Origin of the sequence: Streptomyces africanus, from assembly GCF_002150735.1 — a bacterium.
Taxonomy (GTDB): Bacteria; Actinomycetota; Actinomycetes; order Streptomycetales; family Streptomycetaceae; genus Streptomyces; species Streptomyces africanus.
In genome coordinates this window covers 1-22,542 of sequence record NZ_MUKA01000166.1, presented here as the reverse complement: position 1 = coordinate 22,542, position 22,542 = coordinate 1, and the positions used below count along the sequence as shown (strand labels likewise).

Annotated in this window: 19 protein-coding genes and 4 pseudogenes; 11 read left to right on the top strand and 12 right to left on the bottom strand. The window is 67.9% G+C overall.

The window, feature by feature from the left end:
* Nucleotides 1-44: 44 nt before the first annotated feature.
* A complete protein-coding gene (locus tag CCL05_RS20780) occupies nucleotides 45-1,004 on the bottom strand; it encodes an alpha/beta hydrolase (RefSeq protein WP_086561989.1) in 960 nt (319 codons plus the stop codon).
* 574 nt (nucleotides 1,005-1,578) lie between these two features.
* Between CCL05_RS20780 and CCL05_RS20775 the strand changes: the two genes are divergently transcribed.
* The 3 genes from CCL05_RS20775 to CCL05_RS20765 all read left to right on the top strand — a co-directional run bounded on the left by CCL05_RS20775 (nucleotide 1,579) and on the right by CCL05_RS20765 (nucleotide 4,223).
* Nucleotides 1,579-2,061, top strand: coding sequence for a hypothetical protein (locus CCL05_RS20775; protein WP_086561998.1), 483 nt, complete (start codon nucleotides 1,579-1,581; stop codon nucleotides 2,059-2,061).
* 238 nt (nucleotides 2,062-2,299) lie between these two features.
* On the top strand, nucleotides 2,300-3,025 hold the full coding sequence (locus CCL05_RS20770) for an SDR family oxidoreductase (protein ID WP_086561988.1): 726 nt from the start codon (nucleotides 2,300-2,302) through the stop codon (nucleotides 3,023-3,025).
* Nucleotides 3,026-3,359: 334 nt separating this feature from the next.
* The gene (locus CCL05_RS20765) at nucleotides 3,360-4,223 is read left to right on the top strand and encodes an alpha/beta hydrolase (RefSeq protein WP_086561997.1); all 864 of its coding nucleotides are present in this window, start codon (nucleotides 3,360-3,362) and stop codon (nucleotides 4,221-4,223) included.
* Nucleotides 4,224-4,847: 624 nt separating this feature from the next.
* On the opposite strand, the pseudogene CCL05_RS47295 reads toward CCL05_RS20765, so the two are convergent.
* The 4 genes and pseudogenes from CCL05_RS47295 to CCL05_RS20745 form a co-directional block, all read right to left on the bottom strand.
* Nucleotides 4,848-4,946: pseudogene (locus tag CCL05_RS47295) on the bottom strand (hypothetical protein); the annotation flags it as partial.
* Between the two features lie 747 nt (nucleotides 4,947-5,693).
* Nucleotides 5,694-6,536, bottom strand: a complete 843-nt coding sequence (locus tag CCL05_RS20755; RefSeq protein WP_086561987.1) for a hypothetical protein — start codon at nucleotides 6,534-6,536, stop codon at nucleotides 5,694-5,696.
* 138 nt (nucleotides 6,537-6,674) lie between these two features.
* A complete protein-coding gene (locus tag CCL05_RS20750) occupies nucleotides 6,675-7,469 on the bottom strand; it encodes a hypothetical protein (RefSeq protein WP_086561986.1) in 795 nt (264 codons plus the stop codon).
* 574 nt (nucleotides 7,470-8,043) lie between these two features.
* A pseudogene (locus CCL05_RS20745) lies at nucleotides 8,044-9,311 on the bottom strand (MFS transporter).
* A 26-nt stretch (nucleotides 9,312-9,337) separates the two neighbouring features.
* On the opposite strand from CCL05_RS20745, the gene CCL05_RS20740 reads away from it, so the two are divergent.
* The gene (locus tag CCL05_RS20740) at nucleotides 9,338-9,862 is read left to right on the top strand and encodes a CGNR zinc finger domain-containing protein (RefSeq protein ID WP_086561985.1); all 525 of its coding nucleotides are present in this window, start codon (nucleotides 9,338-9,340) and stop codon (nucleotides 9,860-9,862) included.
* Between the two features lie 710 nt (nucleotides 9,863-10,572).
* A complete protein-coding gene (locus CCL05_RS20735) occupies nucleotides 10,573-11,208 on the top strand; it encodes a hypothetical protein (RefSeq protein ID WP_086561984.1) in 636 nt (211 codons plus the stop codon).
* Nucleotides 11,209-11,385: 177 nt separating this feature from the next.
* Here CCL05_RS20735 and CCL05_RS45620 read toward each other — a convergent pair whose 3' ends face one another.
* The 3 genes from CCL05_RS45620 to CCL05_RS20720 form a co-directional block, all read right to left on the bottom strand.
* On the bottom strand, nucleotides 11,386-11,571 hold the full coding sequence (locus CCL05_RS45620; RefSeq protein WP_208641581.1) for a hypothetical protein: 186 nt from the start codon (nucleotides 11,569-11,571) through the stop codon (nucleotides 11,386-11,388).
* A 111-nt stretch (nucleotides 11,572-11,682) separates the two neighbouring features.
* Complete coding sequence (locus CCL05_RS20725; RefSeq protein ID WP_279629943.1) at nucleotides 11,683-12,381, bottom strand: NADPH-dependent F420 reductase; 699 nt, start codon at nucleotides 12,379-12,381, stop codon at nucleotides 11,683-11,685.
* Nucleotides 12,378-13,190 carry an inositol monophosphatase family protein gene (locus tag CCL05_RS20720; RefSeq protein WP_086561982.1) on the bottom strand — a complete coding sequence of 271 codons (813 nt, stop codon included), beginning with the start codon at nucleotides 13,188-13,190 and terminating at the stop codon, nucleotides 12,378-12,380. Before CCL05_RS20720 ends, CCL05_RS20725 begins: the two co-directional genes overlap by 4 nt.
* A gap of 115 nt (nucleotides 13,191-13,305) precedes the next feature.
* On the opposite strand from CCL05_RS20720, the gene CCL05_RS20715 reads away from it, so the two are divergent.
* Entirely contained in the window at nucleotides 13,306-14,250 is a 945-nt protein-coding gene (locus tag CCL05_RS20715; protein WP_086561981.1) for a LysR family transcriptional regulator, read from the top strand.
* A 434-nt stretch (nucleotides 14,251-14,684) separates the two neighbouring features.
* Here the strand turns inward: CCL05_RS20715 and CCL05_RS20710 are convergent, their stop codons facing one another.
* Entirely contained in the window at nucleotides 14,685-14,972 is a 288-nt protein-coding gene (locus CCL05_RS20710) for a hypothetical protein (RefSeq protein WP_143589918.1), read from the bottom strand.
* Between the two features lie 170 nt (nucleotides 14,973-15,142).
* Here CCL05_RS20710 and CCL05_RS20705 point away from each other — a divergent pair, with 170 nt between their 5' ends.
* The gene (locus CCL05_RS20705) at nucleotides 15,143-16,051 is read left to right on the top strand and encodes a hypothetical protein (RefSeq protein ID WP_086561979.1); all 909 of its coding nucleotides are present in this window, start codon (nucleotides 15,143-15,145) and stop codon (nucleotides 16,049-16,051) included.
* A gap of 138 nt (nucleotides 16,052-16,189) precedes the next feature.
* Here the strand turns inward: CCL05_RS20705 and CCL05_RS20700 are convergent, their stop codons facing one another.
* Nucleotides 16,190-16,570, bottom strand: a complete 381-nt coding sequence (locus CCL05_RS20700; RefSeq protein WP_086561978.1) for a hypothetical protein — start codon at nucleotides 16,568-16,570, stop codon at nucleotides 16,190-16,192.
* Nucleotides 16,571-17,000: 430 nt separating this feature from the next.
* Between CCL05_RS20700 and CCL05_RS20690 the strand changes: the two genes are divergently transcribed.
* Genes CCL05_RS20690 through CCL05_RS45615 form a run of 3 tightly spaced genes read left to right on the top strand, consistent with a single transcriptional unit; the run spans nucleotide 17,001 to nucleotide 20,754 of the window.
* Nucleotides 17,001-18,113: a tyrosine-type recombinase/integrase gene (locus CCL05_RS20690; protein WP_086561976.1), complete on the top strand. Its 1,113-nt coding sequence runs from the start codon at nucleotides 17,001-17,003 to the stop codon at nucleotides 18,111-18,113.
* Nucleotides 18,110-18,436, top strand: a complete 327-nt coding sequence (locus CCL05_RS20685) for a helix-turn-helix domain-containing protein (RefSeq protein WP_086561975.1) — start codon at nucleotides 18,110-18,112, stop codon at nucleotides 18,434-18,436. The genes CCL05_RS20690 and CCL05_RS20685 overlap by 4 nt, the downstream gene beginning before the upstream one ends.
* Entirely contained in the window at nucleotides 18,433-20,754 is a 2,322-nt protein-coding gene (locus tag CCL05_RS45615; RefSeq protein ID WP_208641580.1) for an XRE family transcriptional regulator, read from the top strand. Before CCL05_RS20685 ends, CCL05_RS45615 begins: the two co-directional genes overlap by 4 nt.
* 28 nt (nucleotides 20,755-20,782) lie before the next feature.
* Here CCL05_RS45615 and CCL05_RS20675 read toward each other — a convergent pair.
* Together CCL05_RS20675 and CCL05_RS20670 are read right to left on the bottom strand one after the other, a co-directional pair.
* Nucleotides 20,783-20,965, bottom strand: a pseudogene (locus tag CCL05_RS20675) (IS5/IS1182 family transposase); the annotation flags it as partial.
* A 101-nt stretch (nucleotides 20,966-21,066) separates the two neighbouring features.
* Nucleotides 21,067-21,870, bottom strand: coding sequence for a class I SAM-dependent methyltransferase (locus tag CCL05_RS20670; RefSeq protein ID WP_208641579.1), 804 nt, complete (start codon nucleotides 21,868-21,870; stop codon nucleotides 21,067-21,069).
* 447 nt (nucleotides 21,871-22,317) lie between these two features.
* On the opposite strand from CCL05_RS20670, the pseudogene CCL05_RS45610 reads away from it, so the two are divergent.
* Nucleotides 22,318-22,542, top strand: a pseudogene (locus CCL05_RS45610) (hypothetical protein); the annotation flags it as partial.

The window sequence follows — 22,542 nt, the reverse complement described above, 5'->3', positions numbered from 1 at the left end:
AGCCGGGACATTTCTGCTGTTGTGAGGTTTCGTCCGCGGACGCCTCAGCCCGTTGCGAGCCCGGCGCGCAGGAAAGCGGTGGCCTGGCTGACAGCGCCTCGCGTGGCTTGGGTCTCGCTGAGCGTGTTGAGCAGCATGAAGTCGTGGATGGTCCCGTCGTAGCGCACGGTGGTCACGGGGACGCCCGCCGAGCGGAGCTTGGCGGCGTAGGCTTCTCCCTCGTCGCGCAGCACATCGGCCTCGTCGACGCACAGGTACGTGGGCGGCAGCCCGGTGACCTGCTCGGTGCTGGCCTGATTCGGGGACGCCGTGATCTCGGCGCGCTGTCCCGGGTCGGTCGTGTAGGCGTCCCAGAACCACTCCATCGCCTTGCGGGTGAGGTAGTAGCCGGTGGCGAACTGCTCGTATGACGCGGTGTCCATCGCCGCGTCGGTCACCGGGTAGTACATCGACTGCTGCACGAAGGTGACGTCGCCGCGTTCCTTGGCCATCAGCGCCAGCGCGGCGGCCATATTGCCGCCCACCGATTCGCCGGCCACCGCCATGCGGCCGGCGTCCAGGCCTTTGGACGCCCCTTCTCGGGTGATCCACTGGGCGGTGGCGTAGCCCTGCTCGATCGCGGTCGGATAGTGCGCTTCCGGCGCGTTCGGGTACTCCACGAATGCGAGCGCCGCACGAGCGCCGACAGCGAGCTCGCGCACGAGCCGGTCGTGGGTGCCGGCGTTTCCGAGGATCCAGCCGCCCCCGTGCATGTACACAATGACCGGCAGCATGCCCGTAGCGCCCTGCGGCTTGATGATGCGCACCCGGACGTCTCCCGCCCGGGAGGGCAACGTGATCCACTCTTCGTCGACCGGGAGCTTGCTGACCGGGGCAGACTGCGCGTCGGTCAGGATCTTCCGGGCATCGGCCGGCGCCATCTCGTACAAGAACGGCCGTTTCGCGAACGCCTCAGCGACATCCTGTGCCGCGGGCTCAAGGACGACCGGCCTGGCAGCAGTCATGACAGTACTCCTTCACGCGAAGGCTTCAGACATGGACTTGGCCAAGAGCGCGCCGCGCATCATCGGCGCCCGCTCGTCACGCACCGGTTCTCCCCGTTGACCAGGCAATCGCGGCCTGTCGGCTGCCCGCCGTTGCGGCGGCACGTCTCCACGTTCGTGACGCTTTCCATCTAACACCCTCAAAAGGGGCTTCTCCAGCGCACGGAGGTGGCGCGGCTCCTCAGCGCCTCCCGTGGCTCTCGCCCGGGGAGCGGCGATACCGTCTGTCCCATCCCGCGGCTCGCCGAGCCCGGCACCGTCCAGAGCTTGCGACAGGCCGTCCGCTCTTCGGCGCCACAAGCTGACTCTATGGCGTCCCGTCGAGGTTTGCGCTCGCCAAGCACTACTCCTCACACCGGTGGCCGTGTCACAGACTTGCTCGACCTCAAGGGAGATGCTTCAAGGGAGATGCAGGAGGCGCAGTTACGGTGCCGCCACCTGCCCGGATACGCGCCAGTGGCAATTACTCCCCGTTTGACATGGTTCGGACCGGTGGCAATGGTGGTAGGCGGGGGTGAAGGTTGGGAGGCTCGGCGTGGCATCCGGTTCAGTATGGCGTTCCGCAGCGCGGCAACTACCACTCAGGCTCACCGTCGGTGCGTTCTTCCTCAACTCCGGGCTGGCGAAACGCGACGCGGACCAGGCCACCGCTCAGGGACTCCAGCAATTCGCCAGCGCCACCTACCCCTTCCTGAGCAAGCTCGGCGCACAGAAGTTCACCCGGCTGCTCTCCACCGGGGAGCTCACCGTTGCCACCGCGCTGCTCCTGCCGGTCATCCCTGCCGCTGTCGCCGGGGCTGCGCTCACCGCATTCTCTTGTGGCAGTCTCGGGCTCTACCTGCACACGCCGGGCATGCGTCAGGAAGGCAGTCTGCGCCCCACTGAGCAAGGAACTGCACTGGCCAAGGACGTCTGGATGCTGGGCGTCGGCCTCTCTCTCATAGCCGAGGGCCTGACCGGACACCGGGGACGCGCGACCACTGCCCTGTGCCCTTGGCGCCGCATGCTGCGACGCTGATCAGATCAAGGCACTGCCCGCATAGGCCTTGCGCAGGGCGAGCCGGATCGACGCGATGGTTTCTTCCGCTTCCGCGCGTTGTTCCGCACGTCCCAGTTGAGGTATCGGCCGACTCACGGCAGGTAGCTCCGCTGGGTGTGGAGCGATCGCTCACGCGCTCGCAGATGCAGCGACTTTCATGACAACAAGCGCAAGATTCCTACGCATTGCGGGCATTAATCCTGACGAAAGGCATGTCATGAAGTTCGCAGTCATCGGCGGTACCGGGCTGATCGGGTCGCAGGTCGTCAAGAACCTGAATGCCGCCGGGCACGAGGCAGTACCGCACTCGCAGTCCACCGGAGTCGACGTCATCAGCGGCCAGGGACTGGACGAGGCGGTGGCAGGGGCCGACGTCGTCGCCAATCTGACGAACTCCCCGACCTTCGACGAAGCCTCCCCGGCCTTCTTCCAGACCTCAATGGACAATCTTCTGGCCGCGGCCCAGAAGGGCGGCGTCGGCCACTTCGTCATCCTCTCGATCGTCGGCGCGGACCAGGTGCCGGAGCTGGACTACTACCGTGCCAAGGTGCTCCAGGAAAACATCCTCGCTGCCGGGCCGATCCCCTACTCGATCGTCCGGTCGACGCAGTTCATGGAGTTCATGGACGCCGTCCTGTCCTGGACCGCCACCGACGACACCGTCCGGCTGCCCGCCACGCCGATCCAGCCGATCGCCGCCAAGGACGTGGCCGACGCGGTGGCGGAGGTCGCCGCGGCCACCCCGCTGAACGGCATTCGCAACATCGCCGGCCCCGAGATTTTCTCCCTGGACGAGTTGGGCCGGATCACCCTGTCCCGCAAGGGCGACAACCGCACCGTCGTCACCGACCCCACCGCCGGAATGTTCGCCATCGTCAAAGGTGACGTCCTCACCGACAAGGACGCTCACCTCGCCCCCACCCGCTACGCCGACTGGCTCTGACACCCCGAGGAAGAACACGGCTCCCGGCCGGGCGCCCGGCCTCAGCCGTTGGCCACAAGCCCGGCAGTCCCTTTCCCCGGCCCGTCCGGCGCCCTCGGACACCAGCCCAGCGTTGGCGCCAAGGCCACTCAGAACCCCGCGTACGACAAAAGCCCCTCACCCGCGCCCTGAACCTGCAGTGTTGCCGCATCCGTTCTGGGCGATGAGGTTTGGCCTCGTGGCTTCTCTGAACCAAGTGAGCCTTTCCCAACCTCGCACTGAAGCTGTGAGGTGGAGGGTCTGGACGAAAATTCCCTTGCCATCAAGGGTGGTGATCGCCCTACGGTTGCTCCCCGTGACCATCGAGATGCCCTACCAACCACTTCCGATCGACCAGTCGGACGTGCGCTACGTCCACGGACCCGATTCCGCTCTACAGCCGGGCGTACCCGCTGGCGAGACAGTCGAGTTCGAGAGGAGGGGCAGCGAGGTCTACCCCGGAACGTTCCGGAAGTTCTGGGTACACGTGCCTGCACGGTACGACCCAGCGAAACCGGCATCCTTGATGGTGTTCCAGGACGGATGGTGGTACCTGGACCCCGCAGGGGAGGTACGCGGCGCGATCGTCCTGGACAACCTCATTCACCGCGGCGACATCCCCGTCACCATCGGCGTCTTCGTCGATCCTGGCGTCTTCCCCAACACGGAGAACCCGAAGAACCGCAACAACGAGTACGACGCCTTCGACGACCAGTACGTCACCTTCCTCCTCACCGAGATCATCCCGCAGGTTGCGGAGCGCTATACCATCGCCCAGTCGCCCGAAAGGTGGGGCATCTGCGGCGGGAGCAGCGGCGGCAACTGCGCCTTTACCGCCGCGTGGCTGCGTCCGGACAAGTTCCGCCGCGTCATCGGATACCTGTCCAGCTTTGCGCAGATGCCGGGCGGCAATCCCTACCCAGACCTCATCTCCCGCGTCCCCCGCAAGCCGCTGCGCATCTTCATGCAAGGCGGCCACCGCGACCTGCACTGGAATGAGCCACAGTGGAACTGGCTCGCCGAAAACCTGCGCGTGGCAGCCGCTCTCGCTGAAGCGGGCTACGACTTCCGCCTTGTCCTGGGAGACGGCGGACACAGCCCCAATCACGGTGGCGTCCTGCTGCCGGATGCTCTGCGCTGGCTGTGGCGGCCCAATGAGGATCGTGTGGCGGCTGGCTGATGTACTTCCACCAGGGCACCTTGGCCGGTTGTGCCATAGAACTCCGCACTTTCGGCCGTGGTCATGCCGCGGCGCCCGGCCGCAGGGCTGCAGGAGCTGGTTCGTTGCGGATCGTCGAGTGAGATTTGCCGTTGATGTGCGTCCTGCCATGTTGGAGAACGTGGGCATGCCGAGGTCGATGGTGCGTTGACGAGTTTCCTCCGCGTCGAGCTGGACGAGCTTGTCCTGGGCACCGGCTAGGCTGACTTCGAGCCCCTCCATCTCGCCTAGCCATCCCTCGCGTTCGGCTTCGAGGATCCGTGCCAGGAAGTTGTCGCGGATTTCGCTCAGGCGGTGGCGCTGTGCGGGGTCGGGGCGGAGCATGGAGCAGCGGATGCAAACGTGTTCGTGGATGCATTCGGTGCCGAACGAGCGGGCGCAGATGCCGACGGAGAGCTTGCGTCGTTCGAAGTGACCGAGGAAGGCGTCCCATTCCTCGGATGTGGGGGTGCGGTATTCCTCGCTGGGACGCAGGGCTCGGCGGCGGGCGATGAACGCGCGGTGAGGCTTGATGGCTTCGGCCGGGTAGATCGCGTTGTAGCCCATGGTGGTGTTGATGTCGGCGTGTCCGGCGATGACCTGGGCGATGTGCGGGGGGAGTCCGCTGCGGATGGCGTCGGTGATGAAGATCCGCCGGAAGTCGTGTGGGTCAAAGTCCAAGGGGCGGCCATCGGCGTCGGTCATGCCGGTGGCGTCAACAACGTCGTTGAGGCATTTGCGGAGGAACTCGCCGTTCATGGCGGAGATCTCGCCGCTGCGGTCGTACTGAAAAAAGCGGTGGCGGGGGTGGATTCCACACGCGTTCGTTGTAGTCGTAGGCGGCGACTTGCGGGACGGCGCCGGTCCGCGGGTCCCGCCTTGCCGATCTGTCTGCCCTCTGTGACGCGTTGTTGCTCTACGACAAGTTGTACGTCCTCCGCTGCGAGACCCCGCCGGACGCCGAGGAACTGCAACTTCGCCGCGCCCTGATCGACCTGGGCATCGTCGAGGAGATCGACGTCGCCGAGCACGGTCCCGCGATAGCGAGCCAGCTCGTGCTGTTTCTGGCCGCGATGGACGGCGAGACCGCTTCCTCGTTGCTGGAGGACATCGCGGCGGAACGGCAGGCCGCAAAGGGCTCCGCGTCATCGTGGCCAACATCCACGCTCTACCCAACAAACGATCAAGGGTTCCGAAACAGCACTGACCAGCACGACTCCATATACCGGGCCCCTTGGGGCTACTTCTTGGTGCACCTGCGCCGCTGTGGTTGCCCTCATAACCTGGTGTTGCTCGGGGAAGCCGCGGGGGTCTGCCATGCCCCGAACCGTGTGGTCAGGTGCCATCAGCTTCGGTCTCGTGACTTCTCTGAACTACGGCTGCTGACCGGCTTCGCGAAGCGCCCTGCTCCTGCGACGGTGGGGCAATGCTCCGTCACCTCGCCTGCGAGCTCTATGGGTGTTCTCCGAGTTGGAGGAGGCCGGCGAGGGAGAAGCACAGGGCGCCCGTGAGGGTGCCCCAGTTGGCGATGTCGGCGTTGACGAGGCTGCCGGTGGCGGGGCGGGTGTAGGCAGCGAGCGCGGAAATCATGAAGAGGGCGGAGCCGAGCTGGTTCACGGCCACGATCCGCCAGCCGAGACTGTGCGGGCGGAGGCAGGGCCGGCCGTGGCAGATCTCGACGAAGCCCAAGTGGCCCGAGACCAGGAAGAGGGCGCAGCCGATCACATCTGGCACCCAGATCAGCCGGTTGACCTGGTGGACGTTCAGGCCCTGAAGGAAGGAGTCCAGCAGGTCGACGGCGAAGACGAGGGTGCCCGCGAACAGGACGAACGTGCTCAGCCAGTCCACCCGCATCGGTTCGTAACTCCACCACCGCCAGTGGTGGGTGACCAGCCGGCCTTCGCCGCCGCCTTCGTGGCGGGGCGCGTTGATCACCTGGAGCAGTGAGACGTATCCGCCGGTGGTGAAGAACAGGCCGCCCGCGAAGTAGATCGAGGCGCACGCGGTGGCGTCTCCGGAGCCGAACTGGGCGACGGCCGCGCCGGCGGCGAAGAGTGCCCCGCCGATGACGAAGCCGATCGCCGCGATGGCGTTGAGTCTGCGCAGGCGGGCGAGGGCGACGGCGTCCGCATGGATGTGCCGGGTTGCCGTCGTGTCGTGGGGACGGACGGCGAGTAGTCCGCGTCGGCGCGCGAGCCGGGAGTCCCACACGGCGGTGCCGCCGCCGGGAGGGTGCCAGGTGAGCCGAGTGGTGAACGGTCCCGCGCCCTCAGCGCGCTGCTCAGCTTGTCCCACGGGCCGAGCCTGGAGATTCAGGCGGGAGGGGAAGGCGGGCGAACCGCCGTCGGTCCGCGCCGTCGCTGCAGCCTGCGGAGGTGTGGCATGGTGCCTGGCTGGCCCGGTCTCGGCGGAGTGATGCGGGGCGCGGCCGGTTCATGCGGGCGGGAAGGCGGCGATGCCGCCCTCTTCCTCGGGGCTGATGGGCGGGCGTCGCTTGGTGCCGCGCCACCACAGCAGGCGGCCGTAGGTGGACATGGTGACGAGTGCGGCTTTGACGACGACGTAGATGCTCAGGACGACGAGGCCGGCAGGTAGGTGGTTCCGGTGACCCCGCCCGTGGAGGGGTTGCCGAAGAAGACGACGATGACGACAGTGAGCAGGGGTGCCCATCGGGCCGATCAGGCTCTGCAGGGTTGCCGCGAGGAGCGCGACGGACAGGCACATGAGGGCGAACTCTCCCCACAGGGGCAAGAAGTTGGTGCCGACGTCCGGGTAGGCGTTGAGGATCGGACCGATGACCACGTCGAAGACCAGGGCGGCGATGATCGCGTAGCCGATGAGGCTGAGGACGCGTCGACGGGCTGCCGCGGCGCCGGTGCGCGGCATGGCGAGGGTGGAGCCCAGGTAACCCGCCACGAGCAGCACGAACACAGCGATGCCCGGGACCACGCCGAGCGGGTTCTCCTTGGGAAGTTGGCTGGTCACCTTGAAGGCGAGATGCTGGCCCTGGGCCTTGGCGGCCTTCTCGTGGAGAGCGGGCATCTGGCCGGGGGCGACCAGGCTCGCGGCCTCGGCGATCACCACAGTGTTGCTCTGCGCCACGAAACCGCCGTAGATCTCGCTGCGGTTGGCGGCGTCCTCCAGGGCACCCTGGTCCTGGTACTGGTGGGTCTTCAGCGAAAACTGTTCCTGGACGGCTGGGTCAACGAACTGCCGGTCACTCCCCACGGAAGGTCGCGCGCCCCCACGGCATGCTGCGCCGATAGATAGGTCGTGACCATGATGGTGGCCATCACCAGGGCTATCAGCAGGCCGGTGATCAAAGCCCGGGGACGGCGGCCTCGGCCCTTCGTCACGCCCCGTGGACGCGGCGCGCCCGCCACCCAGCCCACCCGGGGCCGCCGGAGCCGGACTCTCCGCGCCCGGGACCGGGGGCGCAGGCGACGCGGCACTGTCCCGGGCACCGCGGTCCGTACTCCGGTCCGGGTTCCGGCCGGAGGAGCCTCCTGCGTCGCTCATGGCATTTCCCTGCTCACTGGGGCGCTTGGGGCACCTCGCTTCACGCATCCCTGAACATGCAGCGACTCTGCCAGAGCACGTGACGTAAACCGGTCATTTCGTGAGCGTTTTACGCGTATTGGTTCGATAGTCGACTCGATCGCCATGGGCTGCGACGCGCATCAGCCAGAGAGGGAACTGCGATGTCCCCGTAGGCGATGCCCAGAGGCTATCGCCGTGCAGCCATGCCGAGGAGTACCGGCCCACCTCCGGCCGCCGTGTCAATAGTCGATTGGCTGGGATGTCAGTAGAGGGTCTGTGCACTTCTGAATGTCGGTGAGTTTCGCGCCTCGGCCGTGACCGCCAGGGCGACGACGGTCAGCAGGGACAGCAGTGCCCAGGCCGGGGTGAAGCTGCTGGTGACGTCGACCAGCAGACCGAGCACAGGCGGAACCGTGACGATGGCGATCTGGTTGACGGACATGGCCAGACCCAGGGCGAAGCCGGTCTTGCCCGGTGGGGCCGCTTCGGTGACGTAGGCGACCCACGGGCCGTACCAGCCGAAGCCGAAGAAGCCGAGCCAGACGAAGACGCCGGAAGCGACGACCGGTGTCCTCCCGGCCGGTGTCATCAGCACGGCCAGCCCGGCGATCACGGCGACCATGCAGACCAGCACGACGGCATAGCGCCCGGACCTGCTCCGGTCGCTCCATGCCGCCAGGCAGATCCGGCCCGCAACGCCCGCACCCTGGGAGGCCACCAGGACCAGGGCCGCCTTCCCGGCACCGACCGACGACGACTGGTGGAGGTGGAGCACCGTCAGGATGCGCACGCCGTACTGCACCGAGATCAGGCTGGTTCCCGACAGCATGATCTTCACTGTGGACGGTTCACGGAGCATTCGCAGCCGGGCGCGAAGCTGTGCCGCGAGCGGGTCCGACGGTTCCTTGCCCTGCGGGGCGGGCAGTGTGGGTGGCCGACGGTAGGAGCCCATGAAGAGGCCGGCTCCCAGCAGCGCGACGAAGCCGCCGGTCAGCAATGTCACCCGCCAGCCGAACTCCTCTGCGACGAGTGGGAGTACGGCCGAGGCGAGCGCCGCCCCCAGCGGCAGCCCGGCCTGCCGGATACCCATAGCGAAGCCGCGCTGTGACGCGTCGAACCAAGACGCCACCGACTTGCTCCCACCCGGCTGGACGGTGCTGTATCCCATGCCGACCACGACAGCGCGACCAGCAGGGCCGTGTATCCCGGCGCCAGGCTCCCCGCGCCCAAAGCCAACCCGACCACGCCGGCCCCGATCCCGACCACCCAGCGCTCGCTGTAGCGGTCCAGCAGTTCACCGGCCACCAGCAGCCCGGCCAACGGCACGAGCTGGGCCGCCGAGACCAGCAGACCCAGCTGCGCCGTGCTCAGGTCCAAGGCGCTCTGAAGGTGGACACCGAGCGCTCCGATGCCGCCTACGAAGAAGCCGGACGCGGCCTGGGTGAAGGTGGCAATGCCCAGCACGATCCAGCGATAGCGCCACGGATCGCGGCCCTGGGATCCGGCGCGTCCGGCGGTTTGTTGTGTCATGCCGACCACACTGTTGTAATGGTCTTATGCTACTCAACCCTTACGGCGAGGATGCGGTGAACCTGGCCGCGGACCTGGCCAACCGCCGGCCTGAGAGCGCGGATGAGCTGGCAGACCGCTGCCGCGCCGCCGGGCTCATGCTGGAGCGCCCGGTGACAGCGGACGATCTCTGCCGAGCCCAGGCCGCACTCGACGCCTGGGAGAGGGTCGTCGACGCCGCCGGGGGGCAGGAGCGCGCCGATCTGCTGAACCGGATGCTGGCCGAGGCCGCCGCCTACCCGCGGCTGACCTCCCACCCCGGTACCGGCTGGCATCTGCACTACCGGGACGCCGAACAGCCACTCGGCTCCGTATTGTTCACGCTGTTCGCGGTCGGTACCGCACTGCATCTGGCGGGCCGGGGCATGCACCGGCTGCGGCGCTGCGAGACAACTGAATGCGACACGGCCTTCCCCGACACCTCGCGCACCGGACGACAGCGCTACTGCTCCCACCGCTGCGCCAACCGCGACGCCGTCCGCAGACACCGGGCCCGAACCGCGCACACCTGACCAATTGGCGGGCCTCGAACTCATGGTCGCCCTTCGCTGAGTGGGTCGATGCTGCCCGGTTGTCCGGCGTCTTGGGTGAGGTAGGCGGCGAGGACACCGACGAGGAGGACGGTGCCGCGGGCTACTTCGTCGCGCCCGTACATGTCCATGGCGGCCTGGAGGCGCTGCTGCGTCTGGTGGCGTTGCTCGGCAAGTGGAGGTCTCGGTCTCCATCCTGTCGAGAGCGGCCAAAGGAGAGCGACTCCCCTCCCTGTTGGTGGCCTTGGCCTACGTCCCCTACCGTGGCCTGGCCCCTTTCGACGTGGGCGATGCGGAGAGCTTGGGTAAAGGGTGACGTAACGGTGCCTGTGTCGCTCCGGAAGGCGCTCGAGTCCTGGGAAGCCTGGGCTGGTGAAGCTGGGGCGCGGGCCGGATGCTCCACCGTCAGGACGGAAAAGCTGGGACGACCGGCCGTAGCGCCCGCCCTGCGGCTGACCGGCCGCAGACGAACACCTGCTTGTCTACTGCCTCGTTGTCACCGGACACCGCAGCTCTGAGGCCAGTGCCAAGCAAAGGACACCATTCGGCGGGAACAATCGGATCCACCTGTCCGTACTATCTCTACACCAAAGCATCTTGCGGCACATGCAGTGCCCTGCCGGCCGCCGAGACCTCACCCAAGACAGGCACAACCCGCAGCACCCCTCCAACGCCTTTGAAAGGTCAGCGACATGCCCGAGACAACGGCTCCCGCCACTGAACTGGCATCGCAGTACATCACCCAGGTGACCGGCGACCTCGAGTCGAACCTCAAGGAGCAGGAACGCATCAGTGCGGAAATCGCCTCCCTGCAGGAGCAGCTTGCCGCTCTGCAACACGACCACAGCGTGCTGGTGAGCATGCAGCAGGCACTCGGCATCACGACGGCGCCGACCAAGCCTGCAAAGGAGTCCAAGACCGCCGCGGTGCCCTCTCCACGGCGAAAGAAGGCTGCCGCCTCGCCCGGTGGAAAGCAGAAGGAAGGAAAGCCCACTGCCGCGCCGGGACGGCGAGCGGCCAGGAAGTCCGCGGTCAAGACTGCGGGCGCCGTGAAGGCGGCCCAGCCCACCCTCGTCGAGCTCATTCGCCTCCACCTCGCCGAGCAGAAGGAACCGCGCTCCGCTGCGGAGATCTCGACGGCACTCAACCAGGCTCATCCCGACCGCGACATTGCGGCCAAGGTCGTGCGCGTCACGCTCGAGGGACTGGTGGCCAAGAGCCAGGCCGAACGCACCAAGCAGGGTCGTTCCGTCTTCTACACCGCCCCCGCGTCACAGCCGACGGCCGCGGCCGATGCCGAGGCAGAACCCGAAGACGCCGACCGCTGACGGCGCGCGAGGCACTGTTCGGGACCGGTCAGCAGGCGTGTCGGTGCAAACCTCCGTACTCATCACCCGAGCGGCCCTCGCTCTTGGGCGTGGCGCCCATCTCCTCCAGCCCCCGGTCCAACTCGAGTCCGGCAGCGGCCAGGCCGTCCTTGGTGAGCAGCGCACCTCCTCTCCCCCTCAGGTGCGGCCACCTTCGACGGACAGGCCGTGCCTGCGCAGATCGTTGAGCGCGCCGGCACGGAAGGCGGTGCGTGCCTCCTTCCGCGCGGCTGCCGTCGTCTTCGTGGTGTGCCGGTACGCCAGGTGCGGTGAGGACAGCCGCTGGATCTGATGGGCCGTCGCGGCCTTGAGCACCTCGAGCACGCGCAGCGCGTCAGCGCGGTGCCCGGTCGACGATCCCGCCTCATTCGTATCGCGCCTGCCCGCCACCAGCCCCGCCCCTACCTGGTTTTGTGCGAACCCGGTCTTGATGGGTCAGCGGGCGAGGGAGACGGCGAAGGGCTTGAAGCCGTGTCGGCGCAGAATGTGGGGCACGACAAGGATCATGGCTTCGGTGGCGCGGGCCGTGGTGATGTCGCCGAGGTCCTCGATCCGTTCAGGCTGCCAGCCCAGGTCGCCGAGCAGGCCGGTAACGGTCCTCTTTGCGTGTTCGTCGTCACCTGAGAGATAGGCGGTCGGTGGGGTGGCCAGGGTTTCGGGAGCGGTCATGACCATGAAAAGCATGGTGTTGAGGGTCTTGACCACATGGGTGTCGGGGAGCGCGGTCTGGAGCTTCTCGGCGAGGCTGCTGCCGGGATAGCACAGGTCGCCGGGCAGGCCGTCACTGTCGTCGCGGGTGGCGTTGGAGACGTCGATGAGGATCTTGCCGGCGAGGTCGGTGCGCAGGTCGGTGAGGCGGTCCAGGGAGCTGTCGCCGGGCATCGCGTTGATCACGATCTCCGCGGTGCGGGCAGTGGTGCGCTGGTCGGCGAAGGTGATCCGAGGGGCTTGCCCGGCGGTGCGGGCGGCGGTGTCCTCGGGGCTCCGGCCACCGAGGATGACATGGTGTCCGGCTGCGGAGAGCTTGCCGGCGAGGTTGGTGCCGACGCGGCCGACGCCCAGGATGCCGATGCTGGTCATGCGGTGATGCTCCTTGCGGTATCGGGGTGGAGAAGAGCGGAGACTTCCGGTCAGGCGATCGGCGAGAGGACCTTGAGGGCGGCGCCGTGGATACCGGGGGCGGCGGCCAGGAAGTCGCGGCTGCCGGTGTTCCAGGGTTCGCCCGCCAGATCGGTGACGGTGCCCCCGGCCTCGGAGACCAGCAGGGCGCCGGCGACCAGGCCGGAGCGGACGTCGGAGAACTGCCAGAACGCGTCCATGCGTCCGGCGGCGACGTGGATGAGCTGCATCGTGGCGGGAACGGACACACGCACGACCAGGCCGTTGATGAGCATCGCGGTGACCGAGTCACCGATCCGCCGGAAGGTGCGCTCGTCCTCGCCGGGCTTGGCCTGGCCGGTGCCGATGAGCGCCGCGCCCAGGTCGGTCTTGGCGGACACCTTCAGAGGCCGGTCGTTGAGGCGGGCACCGCCGCCGGCGACTGCGGTGTAGGTGTCGCCGGTCAGCGGCAGGTGGACGACGGTGAGTACCGGCTGGTTGTCGCGGACCAGGGTGGCGATGACGGCCCAGTCGTCCATGCCGTGAACGTGGTTGATGTTGCCCTCGGCAGGGTCGACGACCCACCACTCCCCGGGCGGGAGCGCGCCGCCGGCCAGCTCGTCCTCGGCCCACTGCGACCCTCGCCGGGCCCGCAGCAGCGGCTCCCGCAGCACATCCAGCACCGCGTCGTCGTTGGCGTGGATCTCGCTCACGACCTCGTCCAGACTCACGCCCCGGGCGTGCGAGGTGTGGCGGTCGCGCAGCGTGACGCCGGCGGTTTTCACTGCGGCTGTCACGTCGGACAGGAGCGTCGTACCGGCGTCGAAAGGCATGGCTGTGCTCATGGTGGGCTCCCTGGGATTCGGTCGAGCGGGGCGGTTGTCTCGCCCCCGCACTTCGAACGTAGGCCGCTTGGTCATTAACAACAAGTGCATGCTTGTCACTTGTAGAGTTACTGCCATGCAACTGGATCTGAACCTGCTCACGGCCCTGGATGCCCTGCTGGAAGAGGGCAGCGTCGCCGGCGCGGCAGCACGCCTCCACGTCACCCCGCCGGCGATGAGCCGCTCCCTGGGCCGCATCCGCAAGGCCACCGGTGACCAGATCCTGGTCCGCACCGGCCGCAGCATGGTTCCCACACCCCGCGCGCTGGCCATGCGCGCCGAGGTCCACGCCCTCGTGCAGCGGGCCCACCAACTTCTGTCCGCACAGCAGGAACTCGACCTGGCGGCTCTGGACCGGGTTTTCACCGTGCGCTGGCACGACGCCTTGACCGCCGCGTGCGGCACCGCCTTGACCACGGCCGTCCACCATCAGGCCCCCGGCGTCCGGCTGCGCCTGTCCGCCGAACCCGGGATGGACGACGCCGAGCTTCGCCGGGGCGAGGTCGACCTCGAATCAAGCTCCAGCGCTCCGACGCTCCCCGACATCCGCCACCGCCTCGTCGGCAAGGACCGACTGGTCGTCGCCGCCCGCCCGGGCCACCCGCTCACCGCAGGCCCGCTGAGCCTTGAGCGATACGCAGACGCCCAACACCTCACCGTTTCGCGGCGCGGAAGCCTGCGCGACCCGATCGATGACGCCCTGACCACACGCGGCCTCGAACGACGCGTCGTCGCCGTCGGGCCCACCGCCGCCTTCGCACTGCAACTCGCCCTCGACACCGACCTGGTCGTCACCCTCCCCGAGGCGGTCACCCGCACGGCCCGGGAACAACTCGGCCTGGCCACACTGGAGCCGCCACTCCCGCTGCCCGACGTACCCCTGTACCTGCTGTGGCACCAGCGCTACGACAACGACCGCGCCCACACCTGGCTGCGAGAGCTGGCCACCGAAACCGTCCAGGCACTATTCACCACCCCGGCCGCCTCTCAACAGCCCCTCACCCACCGGATCGGGAAGTGACGCGTACGTCCGGGGGCGGCCTGTGCCCCCCGTCGGCGGCGAGGTGGAGTAGACGGTCAAGGAAACAACCGACCACCCGCGGTCCTCCGGCGTGCCTACGGGGGCCGCACCGGTACGGCGAGCGGGACCGTACTCAGGGTCATCGCCCGGGGCGCGGTCCCGCCTCGTTGTTCAGGTGTCAGGGCCGCAGGTTCAGCACGAGACGTGGGAACCGCGATGGCGGATCCCCGGCCGTCGCCGTCGGGGGCGTGCCGGTAAAGCGGTAGCACTGGTCGACCGCTGCCCCCGAGCTCGAGACGACGCCGGAGACAGTCGTCGTGCCCCCCCCTCACGCACCACGCTTGTGACCTCGATGGAACGCCGTCCGGTGGGGTCGAGAGTCTCCTGGACCCCGGCACGCGTCATGTCCTCGGCGTACATGCTCGAGATGCGCGTCACCGCGAGACCCGGTTGCCGATCTGGCTGCTCGGACCGGACACGTCGTCGTCCCGCTCGGAAACCATGCCCGGCCCGGGCCGTGGGTGGTGTAGGTGACGACGAAACACCGCATCGTCGGTGCCGCCCGTGCCGCGTGCGCGGGCCGTGTCGTCAGCCGTGGCACGGGCCTGCTTTTGGGGCAAGGCGAATGCCTTCTCCTCGCGCTCCCTGTTGACGTCCCCCTCGTGGCCGTGCCGGTACCACAACCAGGAGACGACGATGTCGAGAACGACGATCGACGCCATCAGGACGGTCAGACAGCCGGTGGTCACGAGGCGGTTCTGTCAGGTCTCACCACACCCCCGACGGAGATGGCGTTCGCCGGGGGTGGTTTCCTGCTCGTCCCGGCCGCGTACGTCGGCACGTCGATGAGCGCGCCTCGGTGAGGCCGTGTCACATGTTCCCCGGAGGATCTGTGCGTTCGGCGCTGATATGGCTCGTACGGGTGTGCTCGCTCGCGGCGTGGGTCGCGGCCGGCGTCGCCTCCATGTGGCTGTTGGGGGCCACCGCCATGGCCCGGCCCTGGCACGAACCCTTCGTGTGGGGTGCCGTCGCCGTAGGGTGTGCGGTGGTGCGGGTTGTGGCGCTGTGGGGGCTGCGCGGCGAGCCCAAAGACGACGGGTTCACGGACGAGTTCTGGGTCAAGTCGCGCACCGGTGTCCTCTGGGCCCTCGTCACGTTCTCCTCCGCCGTGTTCGCCGTCGCTCTCCTGACCTCGTCCAACGCGGGCGACAAGCTCGACGCCCTACGAGACGCGGGCGCGGAGGTGAGCACCGCGGCGGTCGTGGAACGGCAGTCATCACGACAGGAGTTGAGCGACGGCGTCGTGAAGGGATACGTGTCCCGGCTCGTGGTATCCGTGCCCGGCGGTACCGAACGGCTCACCGTGCGCGGTGCTTTCACGCACGAAAAGCCCGGCGAAGGAACCGAGGTCGACGTCCTGTGGGCCCGGTCCGACCCCGGTCTCGGCGGTTACGTCAATGAGAGCAAGGACCTGCCCACGCTCGCCGAGAACCGCTGGAAGGCCTTCCAGGACGACGAGTTGGGCATGGGCTCGTTGATCGCCTTCATCGTCGTCGCGCTCATCGGCGCGATCCTGACCCCGGTGTTCGCCCTCGCGCCCGACGCCGACGACCTTCAGGAGGTGGCCTGGTCGGCGCCGTTCCAGACCGTGCGCACGGCGCTGACCGTACTGGTGTTCTGGGGCTGGAGTCCCCTGATGCTGGGGAGCCAGTCGAGCCTTCCGCAGATGCTCGTCGCCGTCGGCAGCTTCTGCCTCGTCCTGCTGGGGTACGTCGCCCCCTCGCTCCGCGGCTTCGGCTGACGTACGACGACGCCCTCTCGAATGAGGTGAGCCCACCAGTACCACGCCGAAGACATGAGTCTCACGTGCCGCCGGCTAAAGGCTCTCCCGTAACTGCGGGCCGTCCATCCCGTGACGGTTCGCTTTGCACTCGCGTGGTCAGCCGAAGATGAGCTCAACATCCATGTCCACGCAGAAGCGCAGGACGGCGACCAACTGATGGACGTCTTCCATGCGCCGTCGGAGGATGGGGTCGCTGTCGTCAGGCTGATGTTCGAGTAGCGCTTCCAGCCGGGACAACATGGCCGCGCATTGAGCGGGCGCGAGGTCTGGTCCATCGGCGTCTGGATGGTTGAGTAGCGGTGCCAGCGTGGTGGAGACGCTGCTCCACTGGCGGTCCCCGCCGAACCCCTCCATCTCGGCGAGCGTGAACCCATCCACCTGGGCCAACCACTGCCTGAACATGCTGAAGCCGGTGTAGGACCAGGAGATGTCCGGGCTCAATACGTCGTCGTCGCCTGGGAAGAGCACCAGTCCCAACTTGTCCCCCTTGCTTGCCCAGTGCCAGGATCCGTCGTGTGAGGGGTGTCGGCAACTCATCTCTGGCTGGCTGGTGTGATCACAGCGGCGGAGCCGTCCTGGACAGCCAGGCGGACCAGCCGGATGTTGCGACCGACGGGCGGTGGCCGTCAGCCACCGGCCCCGTCGGTGAGTGGCTGACGCGGGCGTCGGTCGGGATGGAGGGCGTCCTCTTCAAGCGGCTGGACAGCGTGTACGAGCCTGCAGCGCGCGGCTGGCGGAAGTACAAAAACGCGATGAATTGCAGTTGATGCAACATACCGCGGCTCACCAGAATCGCCGTTTCCGCTGATCACTCCCCCAACTCCTCTGCCATGTCGGCGTCACAGCGGAGCCGCGACCAGTACGGTAGCAATAGACGCAACATTGATGCGTTTGATACAACAGCGCCATGGTCGCTGAGGCACCCGGTTCGGCGCGTCTCCTCCTCGCTCCGAACGTCGTACACCTGGCCCCGGAATCAGCGGTGTTCACGGCGATGAAGGAGGGCTGGGCCCGGCAGCAACACGCCCGGTTCCTGGAGGCTTCGACGATCGAACCGCGGCTGCGTCTGATCAACCGGTTCGAGGTGTTCACGGGGCTGTACCCGTGGCAATGGACTCCAGCGGACGGCGAAGCGTTCATCGCGCACCTGCGTAGCGGCGCCAATCCGATCCGAATGTCGACGGCGCGGACGTACGAGGTGACGATCACTTTGTTCGTGGAGTACCTGCTGGACCGCCGGTACGGATGGGCGGACACCTGCCGGGAGCGGTTCGGGCAGGCACCTCAGGTCGTCTTTCACGAGGCCAACTCGGTGGTGCACACGCTGGAGTACGAGGGCGACCCGCGGCGTCGGCCGCTGACCTACGACGAGGTCCAGGCCCTTTTCGACGCGGCCGATTCACGGCCGGCCCAGATCCGCGGGCACGGGCGGAAGGGGACGCTGACCGCGCTGCGCGACGCTGCGGTGCTGAAGACTATCTACGCCTACGGAACCCGACGCACCGAGTCCTCCATGGTCGACCTGGTGGACTTACGACGGCATCGGAAGAGCCCGCAGTTCGGGCAGTTCGGCACACTGGCAGTGCGGTACGGGAAGTCGTCCAAGGGGGCGCCGCCGAAGCGGCGGACCGTGCTGCTGGTGCCGGAGATGGACTGGGTGGTCGATGTCCTGGGCGAGTGGGTGCATGAGGTGCGTCCCCGGCTGGCGCCGGGCCGGCATCCGGCATTGTGGGTGACCGAGCGGGCCGGGCGGATGTCGCCGCGCTCAATCAACGAAGCCTTCACCACAGCTCGGGACGCGGCCGGCCTGGATGGGGCCCTCGATCTGCACTGTCTCCGCCACAGCTACATCACGCACCTCACGGAGTTCGGCTACCCCGCGCGGTTCGTGCAGGAGCAGGTCGGCCACTCCCACGGCTCGACGACAGCCATCTACATGGGTGTCTCCGACGAGTACCGCAACCACATGCTGGAGGCTTCGCTGAGGCGCCGGCTCGGCGACGACTGGGACCTGACATGATCAAGAAAATGGGCTACGAGTGGCGCTTGCGGCAGATCATGGCCGAGCGGGAGATGTTCCACACCTCGGACCTGGTGCCGCTGCTCGCGGAGCGCGGGGTGAGCCTGTCGCGTGAGCAGGTCTACCGGCTGGTGAGGCAGCCCCCGCAGCGGATGAGCATGGACACCCTGGTCGCGCTGTGCGACATCTTCGGCTGTACCCCGAACGACCTCATCAAGCCGACGGTCGTCAACGCGCAGGTGAAAAAGACCGCGTGCGGCGAGGAGGCACCGCTGCCGCTGACGGAGCGCAGGACCACGATCCGGCGCCCGGGTGCGCCGTGAGGAAGTACCTGACCCCGGACCAGGTACGGCTGCGCGAGGAGCTGGCCGGGGCCCGTGACCGGATCATCGTCCTGCTGAACCTGGCCGTCGGGGAGTCCCTCGGCATGGAGCAGGCGCAGGGGTTCGTCGAGAAGGCGCGGGCGTGGAGCGGTGCGAACGCCTTCCGTCTGCTGCGCTACCTCGCGTCCAGACCCGACGCGCTGAGCGCGCCGACGCCGGACTGCCCGCCCTGCGGGGTACGGCTGATCGCACTGCTGATCGCCGGCGGTCACGGCGAGAAGGTGGGCCTTGTGCCCTGCGCCGACTGCGGACGGACGAACCCGTTGCCGACGTACGCCGGACCCGAAGGGCGGCTGTGCCATGGCTGCTCCAGTCGGCGCCTGGCGGTCGCGTGCGCACGGTGCGGCAAGCTCGCGAAGGCAGTGGCACGACGTCCGGACGGACGGATCTGCCAAGTGTGCAAGGAGAAGGAGCCGGGCTCGCGCAAGGAGTGCGGCAGCTGCCGCCGGATGATGATTCCCACCCGGCACCTGCCCGACGGCACCTACCTGTGCCAGACGTGCGCCCCCAAGAAGCTCCAGACGTGCTGCCGCTGTGGCCGCCGGCGGCGGGCGAACGCGCTGACCGACGACGGGCCCGTCTGCGGGACCTGCTACGCGAGCCCTGCGCGCCGGTGTGGCGTCTGCGAGCAGGTGGGGCCCATCAGGGTGCGGGCAAAAGGCGAGGCTCCCGACATCTGCTACCGCTGCTACGTGCGGCCGGAGAAGCTCTGCACCGTATGCGGGCAGATCCGTCGCGGCCACCACATCGACCACGGCAATGGACCGTTCCACTGCGATGGGTGTGTCCCACGCGAGGCCCGCAAGCGGCAGCTGCACATGTGCGCACTGTGCGGCCAGGAGCGGAAGGTGGGCGTGTTCTGGCCGGTAGGGCCCGTCTGCCCCTTGTGCTACCGGACTGCTCTGACGCAGCCGGAATCGTGCACGATGTGCGGACGGCAGCGCATTCTCGTGGGCCGTACCCCGGACGGCGGCCGGATCTGTAAGGCGTACTCCTTCCCCGACGAGCAGCCCGATTACTGCTCGTCCTGCCAGCAACCGGCTGATCTCCTGCCGGGACGCCGCTGTCCACGCTGCACCCTGCTCGCCAAGGTGACCAGCCTGCTCTCACGCGACGGAACCACCTTCGACGCCTCCCTGCGGCCGCTCGCCGATGTACTCAGCGACGCTCCCAACCCCTACCCGGTCCTGGCCTGGCTGCGCCGAAGCCCCGCCGCGCGCCTCCTGGGCCAGCTGGTAACCGCGCCCGACGAACTCGACCACGCGGCCCTGGATGCGCTGCCCCAAGGACACGCCACCACCTACGTCCGCAGCCTGCTCACCACCGCAGGCCTACTTCCGCCACGCGATGAGAACCTCGCCCTGCTCATCAACTGGACGGCCCGCACGCTGGCCAAGCTGCCGGGACATCAGGCGACCCTGATCCGCCCGTTCGCCGAGTGGCACATCATCCGAGACGCCCGCCGACGCTCGGCGCGCGGCCGCTACACCTACACCGCCCACAAGGGCGACTGCGCCAACATCCGCGCCGCCATCGACTTCCTCACCTGGCTGGACACCCAGCAACACACCCTCCAGAACCTCACACAGGAAGACCTGGACATCTGGGCAATCTCCAGGCCCACCCTGCGAGCCCGCTCCATCCCTTTCATCCGCTGGGCCGGCGCCCGCCACCTCACCCGGGCCGGCCTGACCATCGACCACCCACCCTCCCAGCTCCCCGGCCAGTTCCAGATCGAAGAAGACCACTACGAGGAACTACGCCGGTGCCTGAACGACCCCACGCTTCCGTCGGACGTTCGCATCGCCGCAGCCCTCATCCGCCTCTACGCCCTCCCTCTGACCCGCATCGTCGAACTCACCACCGACCACCTCCACCACGACGCGGATCACACCTACCTGACGATCACCCGCCACCCCGTCGTCCTGCCACCGAAGCTCGCCCGCCTCATCGACGACCATCTCAACAATGGATCCCGGCACAGCAACGAAACCACCAGGTACCTGCTACCGGGCCGAGCCCCCGGGCGCCCCCGCAACCCTGCGGGACTGTCCGACAAACTCAAGCGCTACGGCCTGCCCGCCCGCGCAGCCCGGAACACGGCCATGATGCAAGCGCTCGCCGACCTGCCACCCGTCGTCCTCTCCGACTTGATCGGCATCCAGCCGAGAACCGCAGAACGCTTCGCAGCCATGACCGGCGATAACTGGTCCAACTACCTGGCCGCGGCTCGCCCGCACCCGCGCCAAACGAGTTGATGGGGTGTGTGCATCAGGCAACGATAGGACGCCCGGCAGGATCGGTGATGATCTGCACGTTCATGCCGTGCTTCTCATGCTTCCCAGAGCAGAAGGGCCAGTCGGCCGCGATTCGGTCGATCGGCAGCAACGTGCCGTCCAGGATTACGAATGCCTTGGTGGAGGCGGTGCAGCCCGCGGGCCGCAGGTCCGAAGCCAGCGCGGCGAGGACCGCACCCGCAGCAACCGCCTCAAGCGCTGAACACTTCGCGAAGAACCCGCTGCAGGCGGCTGCGAGCCGGCAGGTCGGCAACGACAACGACGAAAGGCGGATCAGGGTGCCGGCTCAGACGTGCCTCGCGCCTGGTCGCGGCTGGCGACCACCAGGTATCCATCGCTCTCGGGGTCGAAGGTGGTGGACTGCACCGTGAGCCCGACACTCCGCAACTGAGCCACGAGATCCTCGTACCGGTAGGGCCAGATGGACAACCGCTCCGAGCAAGCCCGCACTGCCCCATCCGGCTCGATCTGGGCGACCACGATCTCAAGGAAGTGTTCCTGCTCCCAGCACTGCTCGATCTGCCAGTAGTAGCTGACGACCGCATTTCGGTCGTCGCGGCGGATGAGTCGATCGCGGACGTCTACCCGTGAGCCGGCGGAGCGCACGAGCTCCCAGTTGCGTGAGTGGAGCACAAGGCGTCCGCCCGGATTCAGCAGCCGCGACATCGCTTCCAGTGCGGTCAGGCGCCCGGCTGCGCCCTCAGCGTGCCCGAGCGAGTTGCCGACGCAGAACACCAGATCGAACGTGGAGTCCTCCAGGTGGTCGGGCAGCTCGTCCCAGCTCGCGCGGAGGGCTCGAAGCGAGACACCCTGCTCGTCGGCGGCCTTCTCGGTCCGGCGAACCATCCCATTGCTGGCGTCTGCGGCGACCACGTCAAGGCCAAGACTCGCGAGACCGACGGCGAGCTGGCCGGTTCCACACGCGCAGTCGAGGACGCGCGCGTTGGGCGGCAGAGAGCCCACGACATCGCTGTAGTAAACCGCGGCTGCCTTGGCGGGGGTCAACCTGTCGTCCCCGATCAGCCACTCGTATACGTCGGAAAGCGCCCCATAACCAGCCACCGCGATAACCTCCATCACTCGACGACACGCGGGCTAGACCGCGCCTGCGATTCGGACCTTGCGCCTCGCACTGTGCCGGGCCGTGTCAGCGAAGCATTGAGCAGGACCCAACCACTTCCGGCCGCTGAGACTCCACCGGATTTCGTGGGAAACCGCGACACGCCGGACCGTCGCAGGTCCCCACTCCACCGGCGCCCCATCGGCCACGATGGGGACCGCGGCCGGCAAGCGCGCGTTCACTGCGGAGCGCTTTAGGCACAGCGGCTACGTCCATCTCGCCGACTTCGCCGGATACAGGTTCTCCTACGACGCACCAGAGGGCGGATGACCGGTGCCCTGGGCAACGGCCTCTGAAGGCTCGTCAGTAGCTCCCGCATCGGCGTACAGCGGGCGGTGCGCACCGTCCGCCGCGGTCCGCTGCACGAATAGTGCATGAATCGAATACTGCCTCTTCGCCAGTAGGTGCGCGAGACGACTGCGGCGATCGTCGGCGCGGTCACCGGCGCCTTGGCCTCTCCCGGCAGTCTTCTGCTCGGCAGGTACGACGACGGCGGCCGCCTGCAGTACACCGGCCGCACCACCACCCTGCCCGGGCGGCCAGCCCGTCGGCCGCCTGGCTACTCACCCCGGCGCGCGGTGCGGTCATCCGTGGACGGGTTGATCGTTCTCCGCCGGGTGGGGCAGCCG

Excerpts from the sequence above, each read along its gene's own strand:
- CCL05_RS20770 (WP_086561988.1), top strand. The coding sequence starts at position 2,300 with ATGAAGTTCGCAGTCATCGGCGGTACCGGGCTGATCGGGTCGCAGGTC.
- CCL05_RS20690 (WP_086561976.1), top strand. The coding sequence starts at position 17,001 with ATGGTCGCTGAGGCACCCGGTTCGGCGCGTCTCCTCCTCGCTCCGAAC.
- CCL05_RS20735 (WP_086561984.1), top strand. The coding sequence starts at position 10,573 with ATGCCCGAGACAACGGCTCCCGCCACTGAACTGGCATCGCAGTACATC.
- CCL05_RS20670 (WP_208641579.1), bottom strand. The coding sequence starts at position 21,870 with ATGGAGGTTATCGCGGTGGCTGGTTATGGGGCGCTTTCCGACGTATAC.
- CCL05_RS20685 (WP_086561975.1), top strand. The coding sequence starts at position 18,110 with ATGATCAAGAAAATGGGCTACGAGTGGCGCTTGCGGCAGATCATGGCC.
- CCL05_RS20710 (WP_143589918.1), bottom strand. The coding sequence starts at position 14,972 with ATGGCGTCGATCGTCGTTCTCGACATCGTCGTCTCCTGGTTGTGGTAC.
- CCL05_RS20740 (WP_086561985.1), top strand. The coding sequence starts at position 9,338 with ATGCTACTCAACCCTTACGGCGAGGATGCGGTGAACCTGGCCGCGGAC.
- CCL05_RS20720 (WP_086561982.1), bottom strand. The coding sequence starts at position 13,190 with ATGAGCACAGCCATGCCTTTCGACGCCGGTACGACGCTCCTGTCCGAC.
- CCL05_RS20780 (WP_086561989.1), bottom strand. The coding sequence starts at position 1,004 with ATGACTGCTGCCAGGCCGGTCGTCCTTGAGCCCGCGGCACAGGATGTC.
- CCL05_RS20715 (WP_086561981.1), top strand. The coding sequence starts at position 13,306 with ATGCAACTGGATCTGAACCTGCTCACGGCCCTGGATGCCCTGCTGGAA.